This is a genomic window from Methyloversatilis universalis FAM5, from assembly GCF_000214035.2.
Lineage (GTDB): Bacteria > Pseudomonadota > Gammaproteobacteria > Burkholderiales > Rhodocyclaceae > Methyloversatilis > Methyloversatilis universalis.
This window is the reverse complement of record NZ_AFHG01000028.1, coordinates 155,722-179,464: the sequence shown is the minus strand read 5'-3', so window position 1 is coordinate 179,464 and position 23,743 is coordinate 155,722. Positions and strand designations below refer to the sequence as shown.

Annotated in this window: 26 protein-coding genes and 2 tRNA genes; 15 read left to right on the top strand and 13 right to left on the bottom strand. The window is 66.9% G+C overall.

What is annotated here, in order from left to right:
- Window positions 1-81: 81 nt before the first annotated feature.
- The 4 genes from METUNV1_RS01020 to METUNV1_RS01005 all read right to left on the bottom strand — a co-directional run bounded on the left by METUNV1_RS01020 (window position 82) and on the right by METUNV1_RS01005 (window position 2,857).
- Window positions 82-1,071, bottom strand: coding sequence for a CapA family protein (locus METUNV1_RS01020; RefSeq protein WP_008057951.1), 990 nt, complete (start codon window positions 1,069-1,071; stop codon window positions 82-84).
- A complete protein-coding gene (locus tag METUNV1_RS01015) occupies window positions 1,068-1,460 on the bottom strand; it encodes a hypothetical protein (protein ID WP_043358729.1) in 393 nt (130 codons plus the stop codon). Before METUNV1_RS01015 ends, METUNV1_RS01020 begins: the two co-directional genes overlap by 4 nt.
- 322 nt (window positions 1,461-1,782) lie before the next feature.
- A tRNA-Pro gene (locus METUNV1_RS01010) sits at window positions 1,783-1,859 on the bottom strand.
- A 68-nt stretch (window positions 1,860-1,927) separates the two neighbouring features.
- A complete protein-coding gene (locus METUNV1_RS01005) occupies window positions 1,928-2,857 on the bottom strand; it encodes a polyprenyl synthetase family protein (protein WP_008057946.1) in 930 nt (309 codons plus the stop codon).
- A gap of 184 nt (window positions 2,858-3,041) precedes the next feature.
- Here METUNV1_RS01005 and rplU point away from each other — a divergent pair, with 184 nt between their 5' ends.
- From rplU to proB, 4 genes are all read left to right on the top strand, one after another.
- Complete coding sequence (rplU, locus tag METUNV1_RS01000; protein WP_008057945.1) at window positions 3,042-3,353, top strand: 50S ribosomal protein L21; 312 nt, start codon at window positions 3,042-3,044, stop codon at window positions 3,351-3,353.
- A gap of 28 nt (window positions 3,354-3,381) precedes the next feature.
- Window positions 3,382-3,645, top strand: a complete 264-nt coding sequence (rpmA, locus tag METUNV1_RS00995; protein ID WP_008057943.1) for a 50S ribosomal protein L27 — start codon at window positions 3,382-3,384, stop codon at window positions 3,643-3,645.
- Between the two features lie 208 nt (window positions 3,646-3,853).
- Window positions 3,854-4,984, top strand: a complete 1,131-nt coding sequence (gene cgtA, locus METUNV1_RS00990) for an Obg family GTPase CgtA (RefSeq protein WP_008057941.1) — start codon at window positions 3,854-3,856, stop codon at window positions 4,982-4,984.
- Window positions 4,981-6,096 (top strand): glutamate 5-kinase, encoded by a 1,116-nt coding sequence (gene proB, locus METUNV1_RS00985; RefSeq protein WP_008057939.1) that lies wholly within the window; start codon window positions 4,981-4,983, stop codon window positions 6,094-6,096. Before cgtA ends, proB begins: the two co-directional genes overlap by 4 nt.
- A gap of 19 nt (window positions 6,097-6,115) precedes the next feature.
- Here proB and METUNV1_RS00980 read toward each other — a convergent pair whose 3' ends face one another.
- Entirely contained in the window at window positions 6,116-7,585 is a 1,470-nt protein-coding gene (locus METUNV1_RS00980) for a sensor histidine kinase (RefSeq protein ID WP_008057938.1), read from the bottom strand.
- A gap of 116 nt (window positions 7,586-7,701) precedes the next feature.
- Here METUNV1_RS00980 and METUNV1_RS00975 point away from each other — a divergent pair, with 116 nt between their 5' ends.
- The 3 genes from METUNV1_RS00975 (at window position 7,702) to METUNV1_RS00965 (ending at window position 9,059) form a co-directional block, all read left to right on the top strand.
- Window positions 7,702-7,863: a DUF1328 domain-containing protein gene (locus tag METUNV1_RS00975; RefSeq protein ID WP_008057937.1), complete on the top strand. Its 162-nt coding sequence runs from the start codon at window positions 7,702-7,704 to the stop codon at window positions 7,861-7,863.
- A gap of 45 nt (window positions 7,864-7,908) precedes the next feature.
- A complete protein-coding gene (locus tag METUNV1_RS00970; protein ID WP_008057936.1) occupies window positions 7,909-8,547 on the top strand; it encodes a response regulator in 639 nt (212 codons plus the stop codon).
- A gap of 104 nt (window positions 8,548-8,651) precedes the next feature.
- Window positions 8,652-9,059, top strand: a complete 408-nt coding sequence (locus tag METUNV1_RS00965) for a response regulator (RefSeq protein WP_232416282.1) — start codon at window positions 8,652-8,654, stop codon at window positions 9,057-9,059.
- Here METUNV1_RS00965 and METUNV1_RS00960 read toward each other — a convergent pair whose 3' ends face one another.
- The 5 genes from METUNV1_RS00960 to METUNV1_RS00940 all read right to left on the bottom strand — a co-directional run bounded on the left by METUNV1_RS00960 (window position 9,060) and on the right by METUNV1_RS00940 (window position 13,703).
- A complete protein-coding gene (locus METUNV1_RS00960; protein ID WP_008057934.1) occupies window positions 9,060-11,066 on the bottom strand; it encodes a TonB-dependent receptor domain-containing protein in 2,007 nt (668 codons plus the stop codon).
- 73 nt (window positions 11,067-11,139) lie between these two features.
- Window positions 11,140-11,790 (bottom strand): PEPxxWA-CTERM sorting domain-containing protein, encoded by a 651-nt coding sequence (locus METUNV1_RS00955; protein WP_008057933.1) that lies wholly within the window; start codon window positions 11,788-11,790, stop codon window positions 11,140-11,142.
- Between the two features lie 61 nt (window positions 11,791-11,851).
- Window positions 11,852-12,706 (bottom strand): FxDxF family PEP-CTERM protein, encoded by an 855-nt coding sequence (locus METUNV1_RS00950; protein ID WP_043358727.1) that lies wholly within the window; start codon window positions 12,704-12,706, stop codon window positions 11,852-11,854.
- Between the two features lie 119 nt (window positions 12,707-12,825).
- On the bottom strand, window positions 12,826-13,161 hold the full coding sequence (locus METUNV1_RS00945) for a DUF2946 family protein (RefSeq protein ID WP_008057923.1): 336 nt from the start codon (window positions 13,159-13,161) through the stop codon (window positions 12,826-12,828).
- A gap of 185 nt (window positions 13,162-13,346) precedes the next feature.
- Window positions 13,347-13,703, bottom strand: a complete 357-nt coding sequence (locus tag METUNV1_RS00940) for a DUF2946 family protein (protein ID WP_008057920.1) — start codon at window positions 13,701-13,703, stop codon at window positions 13,347-13,349.
- 131 nt (window positions 13,704-13,834) lie between these two features.
- Between METUNV1_RS00940 and pcnB the strand changes: the two genes are divergently transcribed.
- The 7 genes from pcnB to METUNV1_RS00905 all read left to right on the top strand — a co-directional run bounded on the left by pcnB (window position 13,835) and on the right by METUNV1_RS00905 (window position 19,359).
- Window positions 13,835-15,181, top strand: coding sequence for a polynucleotide adenylyltransferase PcnB (gene pcnB / locus METUNV1_RS00935; protein ID WP_043358725.1), 1,347 nt, complete (start codon window positions 13,835-13,837; stop codon window positions 15,179-15,181).
- Complete coding sequence (locus METUNV1_RS00930; RefSeq protein ID WP_008057917.1) at window positions 15,178-15,531, top strand: DMT family protein; 354 nt, start codon at window positions 15,178-15,180, stop codon at window positions 15,529-15,531. Before pcnB ends, METUNV1_RS00930 begins: the two co-directional genes overlap by 4 nt.
- 36 nt (window positions 15,532-15,567) lie before the next feature.
- Window positions 15,568-16,206, top strand: a complete 639-nt coding sequence (locus METUNV1_RS00925; protein WP_008057916.1) for a deoxynucleoside kinase — start codon at window positions 15,568-15,570, stop codon at window positions 16,204-16,206.
- Window positions 16,203-17,039, top strand: coding sequence for a 3-methyl-2-oxobutanoate hydroxymethyltransferase (panB, locus tag METUNV1_RS00920; protein WP_008057915.1), 837 nt, complete (start codon window positions 16,203-16,205; stop codon window positions 17,037-17,039). Before METUNV1_RS00925 ends, panB begins: the two co-directional genes overlap by 4 nt.
- A 17-nt stretch (window positions 17,040-17,056) precedes the next feature.
- Window positions 17,057-17,896: a pantoate--beta-alanine ligase gene (gene panC / locus METUNV1_RS00915; RefSeq protein ID WP_008057914.1), complete on the top strand. Its 840-nt coding sequence runs from the start codon at window positions 17,057-17,059 to the stop codon at window positions 17,894-17,896.
- Between the two features lie 102 nt (window positions 17,897-17,998).
- Window positions 17,999-18,382: an aspartate 1-decarboxylase gene (gene panD / locus METUNV1_RS00910; protein ID WP_008057913.1), complete on the top strand. Its 384-nt coding sequence runs from the start codon at window positions 17,999-18,001 to the stop codon at window positions 18,380-18,382.
- A 98-nt stretch (window positions 18,383-18,480) separates the two neighbouring features.
- Window positions 18,481-19,359 (top strand): LysR family transcriptional regulator, encoded by an 879-nt coding sequence (locus METUNV1_RS00905; RefSeq protein WP_008057911.1) that lies wholly within the window; start codon window positions 18,481-18,483, stop codon window positions 19,357-19,359.
- 94 nt (window positions 19,360-19,453) lie between these two features.
- Here the strand turns inward: METUNV1_RS00905 and pepN are convergent, their stop codons facing one another.
- Window positions 19,454-22,102, bottom strand: a complete 2,649-nt coding sequence (pepN, locus tag METUNV1_RS00900) for an aminopeptidase N (RefSeq protein WP_008057909.1) — start codon at window positions 22,100-22,102, stop codon at window positions 19,454-19,456.
- A 255-nt stretch (window positions 22,103-22,357) separates the two neighbouring features.
- Between pepN and METUNV1_RS00895 the strand changes: the two genes are divergently transcribed.
- Entirely contained in the window at window positions 22,358-22,945 is a 588-nt protein-coding gene (locus METUNV1_RS00895; protein WP_043358724.1) for a hypothetical protein, read from the top strand.
- 194 nt (window positions 22,946-23,139) lie between these two features.
- On the opposite strand, the gene METUNV1_RS00890 is transcribed toward METUNV1_RS00895, so the two are convergent.
- Together METUNV1_RS00890 and METUNV1_RS00885 are read right to left on the bottom strand one after the other, a co-directional pair.
- Window positions 23,140-23,215, bottom strand: a tRNA-Thr gene (locus METUNV1_RS00890).
- Window positions 23,216-23,254: 39 nt separating this feature from the next.
- Window positions 23,255-23,704, bottom strand: coding sequence for a Fur family transcriptional regulator (locus METUNV1_RS00885; protein ID WP_008057905.1), 450 nt, complete (start codon window positions 23,702-23,704; stop codon window positions 23,255-23,257).
- Between the last annotated feature and the right edge of the window lie 39 nt (window positions 23,705-23,743).

Sequence of the window (23,743 nt, the reverse complement as noted above, 5' to 3'; positions counted from 1 at the left end):
AAGACGCGCCAGCGTACCAGCTTGCGGCGGCTGCCCGTCAGCGGCTGCTGCGCTCACCCCGTACGGTGCGCATGACGTCCTTCATGGCCGGACCTTCGCGCACGGCGACATCACGGCCTCGCCCCGGCACCAGCAGGGGCCGGCCCTGTCCGGGTCCGGCAGCGGTGTGCCGGAGGCGTCGATCTTCACCACACGCGTGGTCGCCGACACCACGCCTTGCCGGTCGACGTCCACGAACGCCACCCATCCGGTGTTGTTGTCCTCGTCCTCGAAGCCGTCGAACACGAAGTTCCCGAGGGAGTAGAGGACGGGCTTGCCCCGGAAGACTTCATGGTCCTGGACGACATGGGGATGCCCGCCGATGACCGCGTCCGCCCCGGCGGCCAGCAGCGCACGCGCCGCGGCACGCTGCCTGCGGTGCGCACGGGGTTCGTGTTCCACGCCCCAGTGCGGCACCACCAGCACGACATCGGCGCCGTCATGCCGCGCGCGGGCGATGTCTAGCGCCGCCTGATCGGTATCCAGCCAGGCCACGCCGGGCCGGCCGGGCGTGGCGGCAAACCAGCGCGGGAAGAAATCGAGATAGCCGAGCAGCGCGATCCGCACACCCTTGCGCTCGATCATCAGCGCGCGGTGCGCGGTCTTCAGATCAGGGCCGCCGCCGAAGGTCTGCACGCCGGCGGCCCGCAGGGCGGTAAGGGTTTCGGCGAAATCCTCGCGACCGAAGTCGCCGGCGTGGTTGTTGGCCACGCCGGCAACATCGAACACCGACGAGAACACCCGCAGTGCCGGCTGCGCGGTGCGGAAGGAAAAGGGCTTTTCCGCATCCGGTCTGCCCTGCGTACCGGCGGACGATTCGAAATTCGCCACCCTCAGATCGGCGGCGGCAAGCAGCCCGCGCACGTGGGCGAAGGGATCGCCGCCCTCGGCAATGAGCTGGCCGGTCCGTTCGCTTTCGGCCAGCATCACGTCGCCGACAAAGGCGATGCGGACTACGCTGTCGGCAGCGCGGGCCAGGGTGGTCCCGAGAACCATCAGCATGACGAGCGCAACAGCTTGCCAGCGACTCATCGGGCAGCTCCGCAGGCGTAGGCGAGGATGCGGCCGAGCCGCGGTTCAACCACTTCGATGCGACCGGTATCGAAGGGCTGATGCGTCTTCTGCGAAGAAATGAGGCGGACGTCCCCGTCCGCCGCCTTCGCGTGGACCTCGACCAGCAGCCAGGGCTTCGCCCTGGGTGGCGCGACCAGCGTCGCGCGCAGGCTGAACACCCCGGCCTCATGCCATGCACCGCCCAGCGCATCCACCTCGGCGCGGACCGGTATCACGGTCTGCTGCCCGTTGTAGTCCACAACGCAGGACACGTGAGGCACCGCCATGGCACAGCATGACCACAACACGCCGATGCAGACGCTGAAGGCGCTGAGTTTCCGGGTGCAGCAGAAAGGTTTGTCGCTCATCCAGCTGTTCATTCCGCATCGACACGGCCGGGCGCAACCCGCTTGCGCGGCCGGCTGTGCCCTCCCGTCGCAGTAAGGGCTGAATACTCGCCTGCGGCAGCGCGGTCTGCAACGCGTGCGTGCCGGGTGTCCGGAAACCGGCCGGCGGGAGCGATGCGGAAGCGTCTTGCGTACTTCGGGTGAAACGATGAGTACGGAAGGTGCGGGACGCGTGGCGGCGTGCGGAAGCCGGGCGCCATGGAATGCACGGCATGCGGCGCGAACGCGCCAGACGCGAAAAACAAAAAAGCCACCCCGAAGGGTGGCTTTTCCGCGGGATTTCTGGTCGGGGAAAGAGGATTCGAACCTCCGGCCCCTGCGTCCCGAACGCAGTGCTCTACCAGGCTGAGCTATTCCCCGAACTTCACTTCAAACTGCGGAGCAGCTCTTTGTGCCTCGTCGCCGTAAGCAACGAGGCGCGCACTATACTAAAACTTTCGCTCGACTGCAAACTTTGCGAGATCGAGCAGACTTTGCAGGTAGTCGTTGGCCGGCAGACCGTCGAGTTCCGCGATCGCCAGCGCCGCTTCTTCACGGGCGCGGACCCGCGCGACTTCGAGCGCACCGCTGTCGACCACCGCCTTCATGACCGGCGCCCAGTCATCACGGCCGCCCTCTTCGATCGCATGGCGCACTGCGGCCACCTGGTCCGGCGTGCCGTTCTTCATGACGTGGATCAGCGGCAGCGTCGGCTTGCCCTCGGCCAGATCGTCGCCGAGATTCTTGCCGATCGAACCTTCGTCGCCCGAATAGTCGAGGATGTCATCGACCAGCTGGAAGGCGGTGCCGAGGTGCATGCCGAAGCGGGCAAAGCGCTCTTCGACGTCGGGTTCGGAACCGGCCAGCATGGCACCCAACCGGCTCGCCGCTTCGAACAGCTTGGCCGTCTTGTAGCGGATGACCTGCAGGTAGCGATCTTCATCAACGTCGGCGTCATGACAGTTCAGCAGCTGCAGCACCTCGCCCTCGGCGATGATGTTGGTGGCTTCAGCCAGCACCGACTGCACCCGCATGCTGCCGACCGACACCATCATCTGGAAGGCGCGCGAGTACAGGAAGTCGCCGACCAGCACCGACGCTGCGTTGCCGAACAGCGCATTGGCGGTCTTGGCGCCGCGACGCAGTTCGGATTCGTCGACCACGTCGTCATGCAGCAGCGTGGCGGTATGGATGAACTCGACCACCGCGGCCAGCTCGGTCCGGTGGTCGCCGCGGTAATTGCAGGCACCGGACGTGAGCAGCACCAGCGCAGGCCGCAGGCGCTTGCCGCCGGCACCGATGATGTACTCGGCCACCTGGCGCACCAGCACCACATCGGAGTGCAGGCGGGCGCGGATCACGGCGTCCAGGGCACGCATGTCATCCGCAATCAGGCTGTAAAGACGGTTCAGAGAAGACAAGGAAGGACTGCCGGACGCGGAAAAACGCGGATGGTAGCAGCGCCCCAAAACCCGTCAAGCCGTTGATGTATTGGGGGCTTTGACACGGCCTGCGGTACTTCGCTATACTTGTGGATTCCCTTAAACCTTACTGGGGTTACACATGTACGCGGTCATAAAAACCGGCGGCAAGCAGTATCGCGTCGCTGCCGGCGAAAAAATCAAGGTAGAACAGATACCTGCGGATGTGGGCTCGGAAATCGTGATCGACCAGATTCTGATGGTCGGTGAGGGCGAATCGGTCAAGATCGGTTCCCCCCTGGTTGCCGGTGCCAGCGTTCGTGCAACGGTGCTCACGCAAGGGCGCCACAAGAAGGTGACCATCTTCAAGATGCGCCGTCGCAAGCACTACCAGAAGCATCAAGGTCATCGTCAGAACTACACTGAACTGCGCATCGACGCCATCAACGGCTGATCGCTGAACTTTTCCAGGAGCACATCTCATGGCACATAAAAAGGGCGGCGGCAGTACCCGTAACGGCCGCGACTCGGAATCGAAACGCCTTGGCGTCAAGAGCTACGGCGGCCAGCTGATTTCCGCAGGCAGCATCATCGTGCGTCAGCGCGGCACCGAGTTCCATCCCGGCGATAACGTCGGCATGGGTAAGGACCACACGCTGTTCGCCAAGATTGACGGCGTCGTGCAGTTCGTCGTCAAGGGTGCAAACCGCCGTCGCGTGGTCACTATCGTTCCGGCCGCAGCCTGATCGCTGTCTGCCTGAACCGAAGCCCTGCCCGCGAGGCAGGGCTTTTCGTTTCTGCCGTCGGTAAAATGCGGCAGCCAGATGGACCGTCTGCCGTCGAACAACGAGACGGCAAGACGATCTCCGCCGTCAGACAACGAGACGGCACAACGATCCCCGCCGTAGCAGGACGAAACGGCAGTGAAGTCACCCCGCAAGGACGCAGCACGCAATGAAATTCTTTGACGAAGCGAAAATAGAGGTCATCGCCGGCGATGGCGGCAATGGTTCGGCCTCGTTCCGCCGCGAAAAATTCATTCCGTTCGGCGGTCCGGACGGCGGTGACGGCGGTCGTGGCGGCAGCATCTGGGCCATCGCCGACCGCAATCTGAATACCCTGATCGATTTCCGCTACACCCGCGTGTTCCGCGCCGAAAGCGGCGAGAACGGCCGCGGCGCCGACTGCTACGGCAAGGGCGGAGACGACAAGGAACTGCGCATGCCGGTCGGCACCACCATCACCGACCAGGCCACCGGCGAAGTCATCGCCGATCTCGACCACGACGGTGCCCGCGCGCTGATCGCCAAGGGCGGCCGCGGCGGCCTCGGCAACCTGCATTTCAAGTCCAGCACCAACCGTGCGCCGCGCCAGACCACGCCCGGCGAAGCCGGCGAGCGTCGCGAACTGAAGCTCGAACTGAAGGTGCTCGCCGACGTCGGGCTGCTCGGCATGCCGAACGCCGGCAAATCCACCTTCATCCGTGCGGTATCGGCCGCGCGCCCGAAGGTGGCGGACTACCCCTTCACCACGCTGGCACCCAATCTGGGCGTCGTGCGTGTCGACACCTCGCGCAGCTTCGTGATCGCCGACATTCCCGGCCTGATCGAGGGCGCGGCCGATGGCGCCGGCCTCGGCCACCAGTTCCTGCGCCACCTGCAGCGCACCCGCCTGCTGCTGCATCTGGTCGATCTGGCCCCGTTCGATCCGGACGCCGATCCGCTGCACGACGCACGTGCCATCGTCGAGGAATTGCGCCGTTACGACGAAGCGCTGTACCAGAAACCGCGCTGGCTGGTGCTGAACAAGCTGGATCTGATTCCGGAAGAAGAGCGCGAGCAGCGCGTGCGCGACTTCGTCGACGGCTTCGGTGCCGAACGCGCCTTCAGCATTTCGGCCATGACCCGCGAAGGCTGTGACGCGCTGTGCTACGCCATCATGGATCATGTCGAAGCCACCCGGCCGCCGGAACCGGTCGAGCCGGACGTGCGCCATCTGGAGTCCGCGGAAGAGACCGACGAAACGGCCAACACCGGGGCCAACTCAGGGGCCAACGACGAGGCCGACAACGGGAGCGCGCGATGAGATCGCGCCTGCAGAGCGCCCGCCGGCTGATCGTGAAGGTCGGCAGCGCGCTGGTCACCAACAACGGTGCCGGTCTGGATCTCGGCGCGCTGCAGGAGTGGGCGCGGCAGATCGCCGCACTGCGCGCCGAAGGCCGGGAAGTGCTGCTGGTGTCGTCCGGCGCCATCGCGGCCGGCATGCAGCGACTTGGCTGGAGCACCCGCCCGAGCGCGATGCACGAGCTGCAGGCCGCCGCCGCCGTCGGCCAGATGGGTCTGGCGCAGGCGTACGAAGGCGCGTTCTCGCAATACGGTCTGGCGTGCGCGCAGATTCTGCTGACGCACGAGGATCTGGCCGACCGCACCCGCTACCTGAACGCGCGCTCGACGCTGTCCACGCTGATGGAGCTGGGCGTGGTGCCGGTGATCAACGAGAACGATACCGTCGTCTATGACGAGATCAAGTTCGGCGACAACGACACGCTGGGCGCGCTGGTGGCCAATCTGACCGAAGCCGACTGTCTGGTCATCCTGACCGACCAGAGCGGCCTGTACACCGCTGACCCGCGCAAGGACCCGTCCGCGACGCTGATCAGCGAGGGCGACGCCGACGACGGGCGCTTCGAAGCGATGGCAGGCGGTGCCGGCACCGGCATCTCGCGCGGCGGCATGATCACCAAGGTGCGCGCCGCGAAGCGCGCCGCCCGCAGCGGCGCCGACACCGTGATCGCCAGCGGCCGCGAACCGGACGTGCTGCTGCGGCTGGTCGCCGGCGAAGCGCTGGGCTCCTTCCTGAAGGCCGGCAACTCGCCGCTGGCCGCCCGCAAGCAGTGGCTGGCCGACCATCTGCAACTGGCCGGCACGCTGGTGCTGGATGAAGGTGCGGTGAAGGCGCTGCACGAGGGCAAGAGCCTGCTGTCGATCGGCGTGACCGAGGTGCAGGGTCAGTTCGAGCGCGGTGCGGTCGTCGCCTGCCGCGACGCGGCCGGTCGCGAACTGGCGCGCGGGCTGATCAACTATTCCGCATCCGAAACCCGGCGCATCGCGCGCCGCCCCTCGGCCGACATCGAGGCGCTGCTGGGCTATGTGGATGAGCCGGAACTGATTCACCGCGACAATATGGTGCTCGCCTGAGCACCGCGCTGCGTGCCGTTCAGGCGCGCGGCACCTCGCGCGGCACCTCGAATTCCAGCAACGTACCGCCCCCCGGCGCGGCGCCGATCGCGAAGCGCCCGCCGAGCGCGTCCGCCCGGTATTTCATGCCCAGCAGTCCGTGCGAACCGGTCTTGCCGCGAGCGCCCTCCGGCAGCCCGACGCCATCGTCACGGATGTCCAGCCTCACCGTATTGCCCTCCTCGCTCAGCCGGATGGTGACCGCATTCGCCTGCGCATGCTTGCGGATATTGGTGAGCGCTTCCTGCGCCACGCGATAGATCGCGATCGCGCGTTCGCGCTCCAGTTCAAGTTCTCCGGGCAGTTCGAGTTCGACCGCGAACGGCGCCGATGCCCGGGTCTCTTCGGCCAGCGCCTCCAGCGCCGGCAGCAGGCCGAGATGGGTGAGCACGGTCGGCACCAGCCCCTCGATCACCCGCCGCTTGATCTGCACGCCCTGCTCCAGGATGTCGCATACCCGCCCCAGCGATTCGACGTCCGGGCTGTTCTGCTTGCGCGCGCGGCGCAGCAGCATCGACGCCTCCATGCGGCTGGCGGTCAGGATGGACCCCAGCTCGTCGTGCAGTTCGCGCGCCAGCGCCGATTTCTGTCGCTCGGCTTCGGTCTGCAGGTGGCTGGCCAGTTCGCTCAGCTCTTCGGTGCGTACCCGCACCAGCGCGTCCAGCTCATCGCGTGCAGCACGCAGTCGGTCGGCCACCAGAGCCTCGGCCTCACTGCGCATCGCATAGGCGCGCAGCAGCAGGATGAGCATGAGCACGCCGACCGCGATCACCACGATGGCCGCGGCGCGCTGCCGCTCGATCTCCTCGCCCAGCAGCGTCATCTGCTCCTCGAGGTAGGCGCGTTCGGTGCGCACCAGGGGTTCCAGCGCCTGACGCAGTTCGGCCTGATCGATGACCGTGGGGAGGAAGGCGTCCATCACCTCGACCGGACTGGCGTCCTCCGGCAGCGCCTCGAGCCGCTTCAGCTCTTCCGATTCGGTGGCGGACAGCCGCCGGACCGCGCTGACTCTTTCCTCGTCTATCTGCCGGCGCACCGCCCAGCCCAGCACCACGTTTGATGCATCGGTCAGGCGCTGCAGCGTAGCGCGATGCTGGGCCAGATGGTCTGCCGACGGGTCCTCGATGTAGCGCTGCTCGGTCTGCTCGGCCTGCGCGTTGTCATAGACCAGATTGTTCAGCGCGGCCAGCGACAGCCGCGAGGCGTCGATCTCTTCGCGCTCGCGCTGCATCGCCAGGAAGGTCGATTCCGACAGCGCGGCGAAGGCGACACCGATCAGCACCACCAGCAGCGCGCCCCAGCGGAAGCGCGCCAGCTTCATCAGCACGCTGTCGGTCAGCCGTTCCGCGCCGTCGGTGGCCGAGCCGGCCCGGCGCGCGGCACGCGACAGGCCCTCGACCAGCGCGCGCCGGCGCTGCGCCTGCTGCGGGCTGCGGTCGGCGTCAGACATGTCCGACGCCCGGCACGCGGCAGGGACGACAGCCGCGGAAAACCGCTGCGCCTAGCATGGAGTCATGCAGGCAGCGGCACACCCGGACGCCGCCGCACTTCATCAAGGAGGCCGTCATGCTTCACTATGCCCTTATATTCTTCATCGTTGCACTGATCGCCGCATTGTTCGGTTTTGGCGGCCTCGCGGCAAGCGCGGCAGGCATCGCCAAGATACTGTTCTTCGTGTTCCTGGTGCTGACGGTCGCCTCCTTCGTGCTGGGACTGTTCAAGCGATGAAGCGGATAATCCCGCGCAACACCCACTTTTCGCCGTACCGCCACCATGCAAAAGAAACGCGTCCTGCTCGCCGATGACCATCAGATCGTGCGCAACGGTCTGCGCCAGCTGATCGATGCCGAACCCGATCTGGAGGTGGTCGCCGAGGCGTCGACCAGCGCTGAAACGCTCACGCTGCTGCGCCAGGCCGAGGTCGATGTGCTGCTGCTCGACATTTCGATGCCCGATCGCGACGGCATGGACACGCTGCGTCTGCTGCGCAGCCATCGTACCGACCTGCCGGTGCTCATCATCAGCGCCTACGCCGAGGAGCAGTACGCGCTGAACATGCTGCGTGCCGGCGCCAACGGCTACATCCGCAAGGATGCCGACGTGGACGACATCCTCGCCGCCATTCGCACCGTGCTGCGCGGCCGTCGTTACGTGAGCGATACCGTGGCCGACCTGCTCACCCAGCGCCTGAGCGGCGATGCTGATGCGCCGGCCCACCAGCAGCTGTCGGAACGCGAGTTCCAGGTGCTGCACAAGCTGGCCACCGGCAAGTCGGTCACCGAGATCGCCGACGAACTGTTCATCAGCGTGAAGAGCGTGAGTACCTACCGCAGCCGCCTGCTCACCAAGCTCAATCTGAAGAGCAACGCCGAGCTCACCTACTATGCGCTGAAGAATGGGCTGATCGAATGAACCGGTCTGTCGGCCCGCACCTACATACCGGTGACAGCTGTGGTGGAATACTGCGGACCGTGCATTCTTCCGACCGCCACTCTGACGCTTACGCGCACACCGCCGTGCCTTCCCGTCCCACCTCCGCCCCGATCGCCCGCACCCGGCCGTTGCGCGTGCTGCTGGTCGAGGACTCGATACTCATCCGCAAGCACCTGGTCGCGCTGCTGGAAGACAGCGAGGGCGTCGCAGTCTGCGGCGAGGTCGATACCGAAGCCGACGCACTGACCGCACTGCGGGTGGGCCGCTTCGACGCGGTGGTGGTGGATCTGCAGCTGCGCGAAGGCAGCGGTTTCGGTGTGCTGCAGCACCTCAAGCTGCACCACCCGGATCTGCTGGCCATCGTGCTCACCAACAGCAACACCGCCGCCATGCGCGCCCGCAGCCTGGCCCTGGGCGCTCACCACTTCCTCGACAAGTCGAGCGAGTTCGAGCGCGTGGCCGAACTGCTCGAAGGTCTGCGCGGCAACTGATCAGAAGGCCAGCCGGGCGCGCAGCCAGGCCAGCCGTCCCGGTTCGTTCACCCTCTCGGTCTGTACGAAACCTGCTGGCTGGAACACGCCGGTACGGCTGATGTGCTCGGCGTAGCTGCGGTCGAACAGATTGTCGATGCCGGCGCTCAGCTGCAGCCGGCTGTCCGGCGACCAGCCCGCCATCACCCTGACGGTAGCGAAGCCCGGCGTTTCGCCGATGTCGTTGCCCAGCGCGTTGCCGTAGCCGACATGCACCCTGTCCTGCCGGCGCACCAGACGCAACTGGGTGGCGGCGCTGAAGCGGCCGCTTTCGTACTCCAGTCCCAGACGCATTTCCGGCGGTGAGGTCTGCGCCAGCGGAACGTGCTGGGTCAGGTTGTCGGCGCGCACCCAGCTGGCGGCACCGGTCACGCTCCAGCCCTGACGCAGACGCCAGCGTGCGTCCAGTTCGCCGCCAAAGCGGCGTGCATCGACATTGAGCGCACGGGTGCCCTGCTCCGCAAGGATGAAATCATCCACCCGGCTCACGAAGGCATGCAGCGACCACTGCAGCGCATCGCTTCGGCCGTTCAGGCCGGCCCCCAGCTCGGTATTGGTTTCGGCGTCGATATGGAAGGCGGCGAAGCTCGCGCGCTCCAGGCTGCTGGCGGCACGCTGGGCCACGCCCAGCGCCAGATAGCTTTCCAGTCCGTCGCCATGGCGCATCTGCGCCCGCAGAAAGCCGCTGCCCAGCTTTTCGGTGCGCTCGTCGAAACTGCCCGGCAGCAGCTGGGTGCCGAGAAAGTTGCGCAGTTCTCCGGCCCGGGTCTGCAGCCGGTCGCTGCGCAGACCCGCGCGCAGCGTAAGGGAGCCGAGCTGCTGCGTCAGTTCGGCGAACGCCCCCTGATTGCGCGCATCCAGCGTGTAGAAAGCGCTGCGGGTCGAGGTGAACAGCGGGCAGTTCGTGGTGCCGGTGAAACAGGTGCGGGTGGTGCGCAGGTTGTCGCCGAAGTGGTGATCGTCACGCGCATCAATGCCCAGCAGCAGCGTGCTGCCGTCGGCCGGCTCCAGGGTGACCACCGCGCGCGCGCTGCGGCCGCGCTGGTCCTGCCGCATCAGCAAGGTGGGCAGCTGGTCGAGCACGCCGGGCACCAGCTCGACTGGCTTTACCGGCCGGTAGCTGTAGTCGTCCATCAGGTGGTTGATGTCCTGCCAGCGCAGCGACAGTTCGAGCGCGGACAGCAGTCGGCCCGGCCGGCGATGGGTGAGCTTCGCGCCCCATACCGAGCGGTTGAAGCGGGTGCCGTCCATGTGGAAGGCCGGATAGCCGGCAATCGCGTCACCATTCTCGCTATCGGCTTCGAGCACGGTGTCCGGCCCCAGCTTCACGCCGGCGGCCAGCGTGGTGGCATAGCGCGAATAGAAGGACTGGAAGCGTCGCCCTGCGCCGTCGCGGTAGTTGTCGGAATCGTTGCGGGTGCCGCCTGCGCGCAGCCACAGCAGTTCGCCGGCCCAGCTCACCTCGGCCGCCTGGTCCAGCCGGTCGAAGCCGCTGCGGGTGGCCGACGCACGCAGCCGCACGCCGGCTTCGGGCGCTTCGCGCTCGACCCGGATCAGGCCGGACAGCGCCGGCCCGAACTGCACGGTATTCGGGCCCTTCACCACAGTGAGCCGGTCATAGGCGTCCGGCTGCAGATAAGAGGTGACCGGGTCCATGCCGTGATTGCAGGCCGCATCGGCCACCGCGTCGCCCACCACCACCGGCAGGCGTGCGCCGCCGAGGCCGCGCAGGAATACGCTGCCGGCCGTGCCGCCAACCCGGCTTACGTTGAAGCCGCTCAGGTCGCGCAGGCGTTCCGCCAGATCGGCGCCACCGACCGGGCTGTCACGCAGTTCGGTCACCTCGCCACCCAGCGGGTCGGCGCGCTCGCCGTGTATGGTGACCGCGGGCAGCACGGTGTCGGCCCACGCGGCGTTCAATGCCAGCAGGCCGCAGGCCGCCAGCGACAGGAATTCGGATCTGTTCATGTCGGAAAAAACCACCCCGCCGGAACGGGGTGGACAGGGGTTTTCAGGCGTGGAATGCGGCAGGACGCCGCGATCAGATCCGGGGTGAGCGACGCGCGGCCCAGCCGGCCAGTCCGAGGCCGGCCAGCATCAGCGCCCAGCTTTCCGGCTCCGGCACCGGCGGGGTGACCGCGCCGGCGAAACCGACGTTGAGCCGGATTTCGTCACGCAGCGGGTCGCCCATGCCGGGCATGGCGTGGTGGTGGAACATCGACTCGGTCAGGTTCAGCCAGATCGCATCGGCGCTGTAGGCGAGATGGTCGGACGGCTGGAAGCCTTCGATCAGGTTGCCTTGCTGGCCGCTCACGTAGGCGGTGTTCGCCACGCTGACGCTGCTGAAGGACGGCAGCTGGTTGGCGGCATCCGCGATGCGGAAGCCGAGGAAGGCCGGCGAACCGAAATTCATGAAATCACCGCTGCCGACGTACTTCAGGCTCAGGCCGGTGTCGTACAGATTGACCGACCACGAGATCGAGCCCGAAGTGTTCAGCTTGACCGCGGGCAGTTCGACCGCGTCGCCGACCGTCACGACGAAGGTCTGCAGCGCCTGGAAGCCGGCACCCAGCCCGAGGTCCATGCCGTACTGCACGGTGACCGTGTGGTCCGCGAAGCTGGCGTGGGCGGACGCCGCAGCCGGTACGGCCAGCGCGAGCGCGAGGGTGGTGGCGCGAAGAAGCGTATTCATCCATTTATCCTTTGAGTGGTTTGGGAGCCGGCACGCGCCGGCCCCGGGTCAATCGGAAAACTCAGCCGTTCAGGCGACGGCGGGCAACGGCGGCGATCAGGCCCAGACCGCCCAGCATCAGCGCCCAGCCTTCGGGTTCCGGCACTGGCGTGACCGACAGCGCTGCGCTGAAGCCGCGCTGTCCATTGGCGGCGGCGAGGTCTATGTAGGGACTGGCGTAGCGGGCGCCGCCGACGATGAGGCTGTAGCTGCCGGCGCCCAGGCGAAAGGTCGCGCTGACCGACTGGTCGGCGCTGCCATCGCCGGCGATGTCGATCACGCCGTCACCGTTGATGTCGACGCCCGCGCCATCCACCGCCTGACCGATGTAGACCAGCCGTGCCGACGCCCAGTTGGCTTCGCCGACTTCCTCAAGCCTGTTGCCGAGCCAGAAATCACCGTTGGCGTTGAACGCCCCTTCGCGACTGCCGAAGATGCCTGCGCCCAGATAGGTCGGCGAAATCGTCGGCAGGAAGCCCGGGTGGTGCGCCAGGTAATCCGGATGGTCGCCCGCTTCGAACGCCGCGCCCGGCGCGATGCCGGCGTACAGCGAAAAGCCGGGAATGAGGTCGCCGGCGGCGGTCAGCGAGCTGCCGCCACTGAGGTAGGTGAAACCGGCGGCGCTGACCGTGAGCGTCACATCGGCGGTCCCGGTCAGCGTGAAGCGGGCCCAGCGCACCCGGTGGCTGTCGCCCCAGTCGGCGTCGGCGCCGTCAGCCCAGCCGTAATCCGAGGTGACGCGCTGGCCGGCCAGCGTCCAGGTATTGCCGGACTGCACGCCATTGACGAAGAAATCACGCGAGCTGTAGCTCACGTGGGCGAAGGCCGAAGCCGAGAACAGGCCTGCCAGAACGGCGGCCATGCAGTGTTTTTTCATGTGTGCTGAATCCTGTTCGCGCAGCCGGCGTACCGGCGTGCGTTGCAGACGGCCGCGCCGCGAGGCGTGACCGGACCGGCGCCCGATTGCGTGGTGCGTACCGGGCGAAGGGGCGGGATTCAGCGCAGCGGCGGCGCGCGCGACTGCCAGTGGGCACCAGCGCTGACCGGGTGCAGCGCAGCCCCGGCGCAGGGCGCCTCGACGACCGGCGGCAGCGGTGCCGGCAGCGGCAGGCCGAAGGGCGGCGGCGCCAGGCCGGTGCCGCCTGCGCACAGCGAACAGTGACCGCGATGGGTGGCATCACCCGGCGGACGATCGCGGTCGGTGCTGGAACAGATGTCGTCGCCGGGCAGCACCCGCGCGGTCGCCTGGCCGGCCGCACCCAGACCCACCAGTGCCAGCAGCACGCAGACGAGCGCCATCGCCAGCACACGCGTCCAGCGCTGTGCAGCCATGCGGGTGATCGACGGAGGAGACCGGAACGTCATCGGGCCTGACCAGGGACGACTCGTCACCCCGACATCGGAAGACATCGGTGGCAACGCGGGGCACACGCACAGGCGTGCGCCGGCTCAGGGCGTGATCGGTGCCTGCGCGCGGTGCTCGGGCACCGGGCGCACGGCGTCACGCCGGAACGGGGTCAGGCCAGGGGCGGTGCGCGCGGTGGTGCGGCGCGCCGGAAAACCGGCGGCAGAGGGAGATCGGCGCGCGCGGGCGGCGCCTCCGCCTCGGCATGCAGCGCGAACGTCAGGTGCGCGGGCTGGGACGGCAAGGCGATCGCGGCCTGCGCGACACACCAGGGGCAGTGCGGCCGGGCTTCGCCGTCACCGCTGCCTTCGGCGGCGGACTTCATGCCGAAGGCGGTGCAGATTTCAGCCGATGCCACCGGGTCGACCGACTGCTGCCAGCGCATCAGCGTGGGCAGCAGCACCTGGGCGCACACTGCGAACAGCGCGAGCATCAGGGCAAGGCGGAAGCGGGGGCGGGCGAACGTCATGGGCGCGCATGGTAGCGTGCTGGCGGCGCGAGCGGCAAGACAGGCGGGCTCTGCGGCGCTGCTTGCGTTAACATGTCGCGTCCGGCGCGCACGCGCCCTGGTCCGAATCACGCCAGAAAGCCCCCTTACTGATGATCCGAAAGTTGCTGCGCCGGATACTCCGGCGCCCCGAAGACAACGCCCGCACGCCGGCCGCCAGCAGCGGCCCGGTCTCGATTCCGCGCGACCAGCACGGCATTTCACGCGAGCAGATCCTGCCGGCCGCACGCAAGGTGTGCGACGCGCTGCAGGCCGAGGGCTATCAGGCCTATGTGGTCGGCGGTGCGGTCCGCGACCTGATCGCCGGCATCGAGCCCAAGGATTTCGACGTTGCCACCAGTGCCACGCCGGAGCAGGTGACCGAGGTATTCCGCCGCGCCCGCATGATCGGTCGTCGCTTCAAGATCGTGCATGTCATGTTCGGTCGCGACGTGATCGAGGTGACCACCTTCCGCGGCGACTCGGAAGCGGTGACCGACGAACATGGCCGCATCCTGCACGACAACGTGTTCGGCACGATGGAAGAGGATGCCGCCCGCCGCGACTTCACGGTCAATGCGCTGTACTACGACCCGACCACCGAAACCGTGATCGACTTCCATCACGGCGTGGCCGACCTGAAACAGAAGACGCTGCGCATGATCGGCGACGCCCCGCGCCGCTACCGTGAAGATCCGGTGCGCATGCTGCGGGCGGTCCGGCTGGGCGCCAAGCTCGGCCTGATCATCGATCCGGCCGCGCGCGAACCGATACGCTCGATGTCCAGCCTGCTGGAGAACGTGCCGCCGGCCCGCCTGTTCGACGAAATGCTGAAGCTGCTCACCAGCGGTCACGCGGTGCGCTGCGTGCGCCAGCTGCGCGAGGAAGGGCTGCACCACGGCCTGCTGCCGCTGCTCGACGTCATCCTCGAACAGCCGATGGGCGAGCGCTTCGTCATGCTGTCGCTGGAACGCACCGACGAGCGCGTGCGCGAAGGCAAGTCGATCTCGCCCGGCTTCCTCTTCGCCACGCTGCTGTGGCACGAAGTGCTGGCCGACTGGGAAAAGCGCAAGCAGGCCGGCGAGGCGGCGATTCCGGCGCTGTTCGACGCGATGGGCAGCGTGCTCGACCAGCAGGCAGAGAAGCTCGCCATTACGCGCCGCATCGCCACCGACATCAAGGACATCTGGCTGCTGCAGCCGCGCTTCGAACAGCGTGCCGGCAAGCGCCCCTACCGCCTGCTCGAACTGCCGCGCTTCCGCGCCGCCTACGACTTCCTGCTGCTGCGCGCCGGCAGCGGCGAGGTGGAACAGGAACTGGCCGACTGGTGGACCGACTTCGCGGCCGCCGATGGCCCGCAGCGCGAAGCCATGCTGCGTCCGGAAGAGGCGCCGAAGAAACGCCGTCGCACCCGCCGCAAGCCATCGGGCGGCGGCAACGGCCCGGCTGAGGCAGCATGACGCTGACCCAGCTGCCGGCCTGGGTGCAGTCCGCCGGTCTGCTGGTGGCGTCCAACGTGTTCATGACCTTCGCGTGGTACGCCCACCTGAAGGACATGAACCATAAGCCCTGGTGGTACGCGGCGATCTTCTCGTGGTGCATCGCGCTGTTCGAATACCTGCTGCAGGTGCCGGCCAACCGCATCGGCCACACGCAGCTGTCACTCGGCCAGCTCAAGATCATGCAGGAGGTGATCACGCTGACCGTGTTCGTCCCCTTCGCCGTGTTCTACATGAACCAGCCGTTCAAGCTTGACTACGTGTGGGCCGCGCTGTGTATGCTGGGTGCGGTGTATTTCATCTTCCGCTGATTTCTCGGCGAATTTCCCGACCGGACTGATCCATCGATGCTCGACAAGGCACGCTACATCGTCGTCGAAGGCCCCATAGGCGTGGGCAAGACCTCGCTCGCCCGCCGGCTGGCCGATCACCTGCAGGCGCCGACGCTGTTCGAGAAGCCGGAAGAGAACCCCTTCCTGGCGCGCTTCTACCAGAACATGGAGCGCTACGCGCTGCAGACCCAGCTGTTCTTCCTGTTCCAGCGCATGGAACAGCTGCGTGAGGTGATGCAGGACGACCTGTTCTCCGGCCGTCTGGTGGCCGACTTCCTGATCGACAAGGATCCGCTGTTCGCGTCGATGAACCTGACCGATGACGAGTACGCGCTGTACCGGCAGATCTTCTCGTCGGTCAAGCTGCAGGCGCCGGCGCCCGATCTGGTCATCTACCTGCAGGCCGACGCCGACACGCTGGCCGAGCGCGTCCGCCGGCGCGGCATCGACGCCGAGCGGCGGATCAGCGAAAGCTATCTGGCGCGGGTGGTCGAGCGCTACGCCCGCTTCTTCTACCAGTACGACGCCAGCCCGCTGTTCATCGTCAATGCCGAAGAACTGAACCCGGTCGACAGTGACGAGGACTTCGCGCTGCTGATCGAACGTCTGGGCCAGATGCGCTCCTTCCGCGAATTCTTCGGGTACGCCTCATGACCTATATGCGCGACACCGACCCGGCCCGCCGCCCGGTCACGCTGAACACCCTGCTGCGCATGCGCGCGAACCGTGAGCCGATCGCCATGCTCACCTGCTACGACTCGACCTTCGCCGCGGTGTGCGACGCGGCCGGCGCCGAGGTGCTGCTGGTGGGCGATTCGCTCGGCAACGTGCTGCAGGGGCACGACACGACGCTGCCGGTCTCGCTGGACGACATGGCCTATCACACCGCCTGCGTGGCGCGCGGTCTTGCAAACGTCGGCGGCCGCGCCTTCGTCATCGCCGACCTGCCCTTCGGCAGCTACCAGGAAAGCCGCGAACAGGCGATGCGTTCGTCGGTGAAGCTGATGACGGCCGGCGCGCAGATGGTGAAGCTGGAAGGCGGTGCCCACATGGCGGACACGGTGCGCTTCCTGGTCGAACGCGGCGTGCCGGTGTGCGCCCACCTGGGGCTCACGCCGCAGTCGGTGCACCAGCTGGGCGGTTACCGCGCCCAGGGCGTGACCGACGAGGCCGCCGCACAGCTGCTGCGCGATGCCGACCTGCTGGACCAGGCCGGCGCCACCATGATGGTGCTGGAAATGGTGCCGGCCCGGCTGGCGGCCGAAGTGACCGCCAACACCCGCCTCATCACGATAGGCATCGGCGCCGGCGTCGAATGCAGCGGCCAGGTGCTGGTGCTGCACGACGTGCTGGGCCTGTTCCCGGGCCGCCGCCCGCGCTTCGTACGCAATTTCATGCCGGGCGCCGACGACGTGCATGACGCGCTGTCCCGCTATGTCGCCGCGGTCAAGGACCGCAGCTTCCCCGGCCCCGAACACTGCTACTGATCCCGCGAGCTTTCCCGATGCAGATCCACCCCACCGTCGCCGGCCTGCGTGCCGCGCTCGACGCCGAACGCGCGCGCGGTGCGCGCATCGCCTTCGTGCCCACCATGGGCAATCTGCACGAGGGCCACGCCTCGCTGATGCGCCAGGGCCACGACCACGCCGACGTGGTGGTGGCCAGCGTGTTCGTGAACCGGCTGCAGTTCGGCCCGAACGAGGATTTCGACCGCTACCCGCGCACGATGGAGGCCGACTGCGCCCGCATGCAGGCGGCGGGCGTGGCCCACGTGTTCGCGCCGGCCGAAGCCGAGCTGTATCCGCAGCCGCAGACCATGAAGGTGGTGCCGGACCCGGTGCTGGCCGACATCCTGGAAGGCGCCTTCAGGCCCGGTTTCTTCACCGGCGTAGCCACCGTGGTGACCAAGCTGTTCAACATCGTGCAGCCGCAGGTGGCGCTGTTCGGCAAGAAGGATTACCAGCAGCTCATGGTGATCCGGCAGCTGGTGAGCCAGCTGGCGCTGCCGATCGCCATCGTCGGCGGCGAGACCGAGCGGGCGGACGACGGCCTGGCGCTGTCTTCGCGCAATGGCTATCTTTCGCCGGCCGAACGGGCGCAGGCGGTCCAGCTGCATCAGGCGCTGTCGGCCGCGCGCGATGCACTGCGCGCCGGCGACCGCGATTTCGCCCGCATCGAAGCCGATGCCATGGCATTTCTTCAGGCCGGAGGCTGGTCTCCGCAATATATTGCGGTGCGACGACAAGCCGACTTACAATCGCCGGCCGCTCACGAATCCAGCCTGGTGATCGTGGCCGCCGCCCTGCTCGGGACGACGCGCCTGATCGACAATCTGGAAGTGTAGGTCGCCACGATGCGCTCAGGCCGGTGGCGTTCCAGTAGCGCACTGTCGTGCATGCCGTCGCGTGCACGTGTTGTCTGAACAGCGCGATATAGGAGCGCCCATATGCAACGCACCATGCTTCAGTCCAAGCTGCACCGTGTCACCACGACGCACTCCGAGCTGCATTACGAGGGCTCCTGTGCGATCGACCAGAACCTGCTCGACGCCGCGGACATCCGCGAATACCAGGCGATCGACATCTACAACGTGAGCAACGGCGAGCGTTTCTCGACCTACGCGATCAGCGCCGAGCGCGGTTCCGGCATCATTTCGGTCAATGGCGCCGCCGCCCGCAAGGCTGCGGCCGGCGATCTGCTCATCATCGCCGCCTACGCGCAATACACCGAACTGGAACTGGTCCGTTACGAGCCCAAGCTGGTGTACGTCGATGGCAAGAACAACATCGTGAACCAGCGCGGTCACATTCCGGTACAGATGGCGGGCTGAGCACCACTCTGCTCCACCCCTGAAGGCCCGCCCCGTGCGGGCCTTTTTCATGGGCGCGGTTGTGGAACAATGCGGCGTCACCCGTCCTGCCGAATGCAATGAACCTGCACCTGCTGCGCATCTTCCATACCGTGGGCGAGCACGCGAGCTTTTCGCGCGCGGCCGAACACCTGGGCATCAGCCAGCCGGCCGTGTCCAAGGCGCTGCGCGAACTCGAGGATCAGCTCGACGTGGTGCTGATCGAGCGCGGCTCGCGCATCGTGTCGCTGACCGAAGCCGGTCAGGTGCTGTTCGAGTATGCGGGCGGAATCTTCGCAATGGAGCGCGCGGCGCTGGAAGCGCTGCAGGCCTATTCCAACCTCGAGCGCGGCCGGCTGCGCATCGGCGCCAGCATGACAGTGGCCGGCTACTGGCTGCCGGGCTATGTGGCGGATTTTTCGCAGGCCCACCCGGGCATCGCGCTCAGCCTCACCAGCGCCAACACCCAGGCCATCGCCGAACGGCTGCTGGCCTGCGAAATCGACATCGCGCTGGTGGAAGGCCCGGTCGAGGACGAACGGATCGAATCCCGCCCCTGGCGCGACGAAACCCTGCTCATCGTGGCGCCGCCGGACAGCGAACTGGCGCGCGCCGGCACGGTGAGCCCGGCCGAGCTGTCGGCGGCGACCTGGGTGGTGCGCGAACACGGCTCGGGCACGCGCGAAGTGATGAACCGCTGGCTGGACAGGCTGGGCATCGTGCCGGCCCGCACGCTGGAAGCGGGCAGCACCGAAGCGGTGATCCAGACGGTGGCGGCCGGCGGCGGCGTGTCGATGGTGCCGCGGGTCAGTTCGGCCGACCAGATCGCGCTCGGCAAGGTCGCCACGCTCACCCTGCCTGGCGTGCAACTCACCCGCCAGCTCTACCGGCTGCGCCTGCCCCGCCGCCCGCTCAGCCCGGCCGCACTCGCCTTCGAGGCGATGATCGCGACCGACTGAGGGGAGATTCAAGACGCAAGCGGAAGGATGCAAGGCAAAACCCTGGCCCGCAGGGTCTGCCTTGCAGACTGCCTCCTGAACCTTGCCGCTTGCTTCAGGCCAGCGCCCGGCCCACGACCTCGGCCACGTCCGCCGACAGCCCGGGCAGGTCGCGGATGCTCTCCAGCGCCCGGCGTGCGTACGCCTGACGGCCGTCGTCGAAGCGGCGCCAGCGGTCGAAGGCGCGCGCCACGCGTGAGGCCACCTGCGGATTCACCGGGTCCAGTTCGCGGATGACGCCGGCGGCATAGGCGTAGCCCGAACCGTCGGCGGCATGGAAGTGCAGCGGATTGGCGGCGCAGAAAGTGCGCACCAGCGCATACACCTTGTTCGGGTTCTTCAGGTCGAAGGCTTCGTGCACCATCAGTTCGCGCACCCGGGCGCGTGCATCGGACAGCGGAGATGTGGCCTGGACCGCCAGCCACTTGTCCACCACCAGCGCTTCGTCCTTCCAGCGCGCGTAGAACTCGTTCAGCGCGACTTCGCGCAGCGGCGTATCGCTGTGCGCCAGCAGCGAGAAGGCGGCGAACTGGTCGGTCATGTTGTCGGCGTCGCGGAACTGGCTCAGCGCCTTCAGCTGCAGTGCGCTGTCGTCCAGCGTCATCAGATAGCCCAGCGCGAGGTTGCGCAGCGCACGGCGGCCCATGGCGGCCGGCTCGGGCGCGTAAGCGCCGGCCACCTCATGGCGTACCAGCAGCGCCTCGAACTGCGACCGAAGCCGCTCGGCCAGCGTGCGGCGGAACAGTGTGCGCACGCGGTGGATGGCGTCCGGATCGATCACCGTCATCTGATCGCCGAGCCAGGCTTCGGACGGCAACGTCAGCGCCTCGGCAGCGAAGGCCGGATCGGCGTCCGCCTTCGCCAGCACCGCGGCAAAGGCATCGACGAACAGGTCCGGCACCGCCGCCTCGCTACCGGCCTGCACCTGGGCCACGCCGGCGAGCATGAGCCGGGTGGCCAGCCGCTGACCGGCTTCCCAGCGGTTGAACTCGTCGCTGTCGTGCGCCATCAGCGTAGCCAGATCGCTGTCGCCGTATTGATAATCCAGCGCCACCGGCGCCGAGAAATTGCGCAGCAGCGACGGCAGCGGTGCCGCCTTGAGCCCATGCGCCGACAGGTCGAATTCGAAGCGGCCGCTGGCTTCGGTCAGAGACAGCACGGTGGTGGGCAGGATTTCGCGGCCGTGGGCATCGAGCAGACCCAGCGCGACCGGAATATGCAGCGGTCCGCGCTCGAAGCGCAGGCCTTCTTCCTGCAGCCGCCTTTCGTAGGCGGTTTCCGGATTCGACTGTTCGAGCGTGAGCGTCCAGCGGCCGGTCGCGGCGTCGAAGGCGGTTCGCGCGCCCAGCCGCGGCGTACCCGCCTGTTCGTACCAGCGGCGGAACTGAGCTAGATCGACGCCGGACGCGTCCTGCATGGCCGACACGAAGTCGTCGCAGGTGACCGCCTGACCGTCGTGCCGCTCGAAATACAGATCCATGCCGCGGCGGAAACCGTCCTCGCCCAGCAGGGTGTGGATCATGCGCACCACCTCGGCGCCCTTCTCATAGACGGTGGCGGTGTAGAAGTTGTTGATTTCCTCGTAACTGGCCGGCCGTATCGGGTGCGCCATCGGGCCGGCGTCCTCCGGGAACTGCGCCGCGCGCAGGCCGCGCACTTCCTGGATGCGCTGCACCGCACGCGAGTACTCGTCCGACCCGTATTCCTGGTCGCGGAACACGGTCAGCCCTTCCTTCAGCGACAGCTGGAACCAGTCGCGGCAGGTGACCCGGTTGCCGGTCCAGTTGTGGAAGTACTCGTGGGCGACCACCCGGTCGATATTCATGTAATCGACATCGGTCGCGATGTCCGGCCGCGCCAGCACGTACTTCGTGTTGAAGATGTTGAGGCCCTTGTTCTCCATCGCGCCCATGTTGAAGTCGCCGACGGCGACGATCATGTAGCGGTCGAGGTCAAGTTCCAGACCGAAACGCCGTTCGTCCCAGCGCATGGATTTCTTCAGCGCGTGCATCGCGAAGCCACACTGGTCCAGCTTGCCCGGCTCGACATAGATGGCCAGATCGACCGTGCGGCCGGAGGCGGTGGTGAAGGTGTCATCCAGCCGGTCCAGCTTCGCCGCCACCATGGCGAACAGATAGCAGGGCTTGGGGAAAGGATCGACCCAGCGCGCCCAGTGCCGGCCACCCTCTTCCTCGCCCTCGGCGACCCGGTTGCCGTTGGCCAGCAAGTCCGGGAAACGTTCCCTGTTTGCGTGCAGCGTCACCGTATAGCGTGACATCACGTCCGGCCGGTCCGGGAACCACGTGATGCGGCGGAAACCTTCCGCCTCGCACTGGGTGAAATAGCCATCCTTGGAGCGGTAGAAACCGGACAGCGTGGTGTTCAGGTCGGGGCGGATGCGTACCCGGGTGCTCAGGCGGCAGCGTGCCGGCAGATCGGCCAGTTCAAGCCGGCCGTCGCGCACGAAGCTGGCGGGAGCCGGCAGCGCGCGGCCATCCACCGCCAGCGCGAGCAGCTCCAGCGCCTCTCCGTCCAGCTGCAGCGGCGCCGCCGGAACCGCTTCGTTGCGCCGCAGCGAAAGCGTCGCCGCTACTTCGGCGTGGCCGTCGTCAGCGATGGATACATCGAGCTCCACTTCATCTACCCACCATGCGGGCGCCCGGTAATCGCGCAGATGTATGGCTCGCGAAAAAGAATTCTTCATTTGTTAACTTCCGTGTCGATAACACCCAAGGTGCAGGTTCCGACCATCCCTCAACCACGGGATTCCCGAACCACCGCACATCCGGCGCGCCGCCGCAGCGGGTTTGCAGGAAAACTCCGAAGATAAGGCAGCGTGTCCGGATACAGGAACCCGGACCATCCGGATTAGGGGTAAACCCCTAGTCCGGGTGACCTAAGTTCCGAAGAATGACACATCGCAGCATTACCATCGAACCAACAACTCAAAAGGTATGCCATGGGTGCAAGTCTGAATGAAGGGGCAGTCGTACCGCGCCACCCGCGCGGCGACGGCGAGAACGCCCCCGGCCGCACGAGAGCCAGCTGGCCACGTTTTTCGGCGAATGCCGCGCGTCATGACAGCACGAACGCGCAGCAGCCGACCGCTGCACCCGGCATGCGCAACTGGACTGCAGGTGAACTGTCCGGCCTGCTGTGCGAATTCCTGAAGCGCGAACACGCCGCCCTGGCGGCCTGCCACGGACAGAATGTCGAAGCTGACTGGATTCCGCTGGCCCGCGCGCTGGCCATCCGGCTGTCGGAAGCGCCAGGCATGTCGCTGGCGACCAGTCCGCTCAAGACCCGCTTCCTGCTGCGCGAACAGATCGGCGCCTGGCTGATCGGTACCGCGCTCGAAGCCGACGCGGCGGTCACCGTACACATCGTGCTGCCTGAAAGCTGGAATACGCAGCGGGTGCTGGCCTACCTGTTCCGCCACGAAATCGCGCCAATGCACCACGTGACCGCCGCACTGCGCAGCCACAGCGTGCCGCTGGCGGCGGGAACGGACATGGAGATCGCCGAGGAAAGGCTGATCAACGGCTGACCACAGTCGGCTTCAGAGCAGGATCCGGACATCGAAAGGCGGCCTCATGGCCGCCTTTTTTCATCGCGGCGCCGCGAAGTCCGTCCACGACGCAGACGGCCGTGGCCGGAAGCCCGCATCCGGCAATGGAGATGAACCGAGGCCACAAAAGCAAAAGGCCCGTTCCGGGGAACGGGCCTTCACTTGCATCCGGGTGGTGCCGCTGACCGGAATCGAACTGGTGACCTTCGCATTACGAATGCGCTGCTCTACCGACTGAGCTACAGCGGCAACAAAGAGCGCGCATGATAGCCGCTGAACCGGCCAAAATCAATGCGAAAGCGCGCCCTCTCCACCCATTGACTGCAGACCGGGACGCATGCGCACGACGATGTCGATGCCATCCGCCACCATGCCCGGCGGGAGGTCAGGCATGCCTTCCACCCGCAGCGTATGGTTCGGAATGTCGGTCAGACAGCCGGTGACCACGTCATACAGATGATGGTGCGGCTCGGTGTTCGGATCGAAGAACACCTTGGTCGGATCAACGATGACCTCGCGGATCAGACCGGCTTCCCGCAACACCTTCAGCGTGTTGTACACGGTTGCCTTCGAGGCCGACGGCGAAGTTTCATTCACCATCGCCAGGATCTGGTCGGCAGACAGATGCTCCATGCGCGAAAACAGCACGTGCGCGATGTCTATCCGCGGCTGGGTCAGGTTGATGTCGTGTGCGCGCAGCAGATCGATGGTCTGTTCGCGGTTGAGCGGTGATTTCATGGTTTCGAGTATATGAAAGGCCACGAAAGCGCGCAAAGA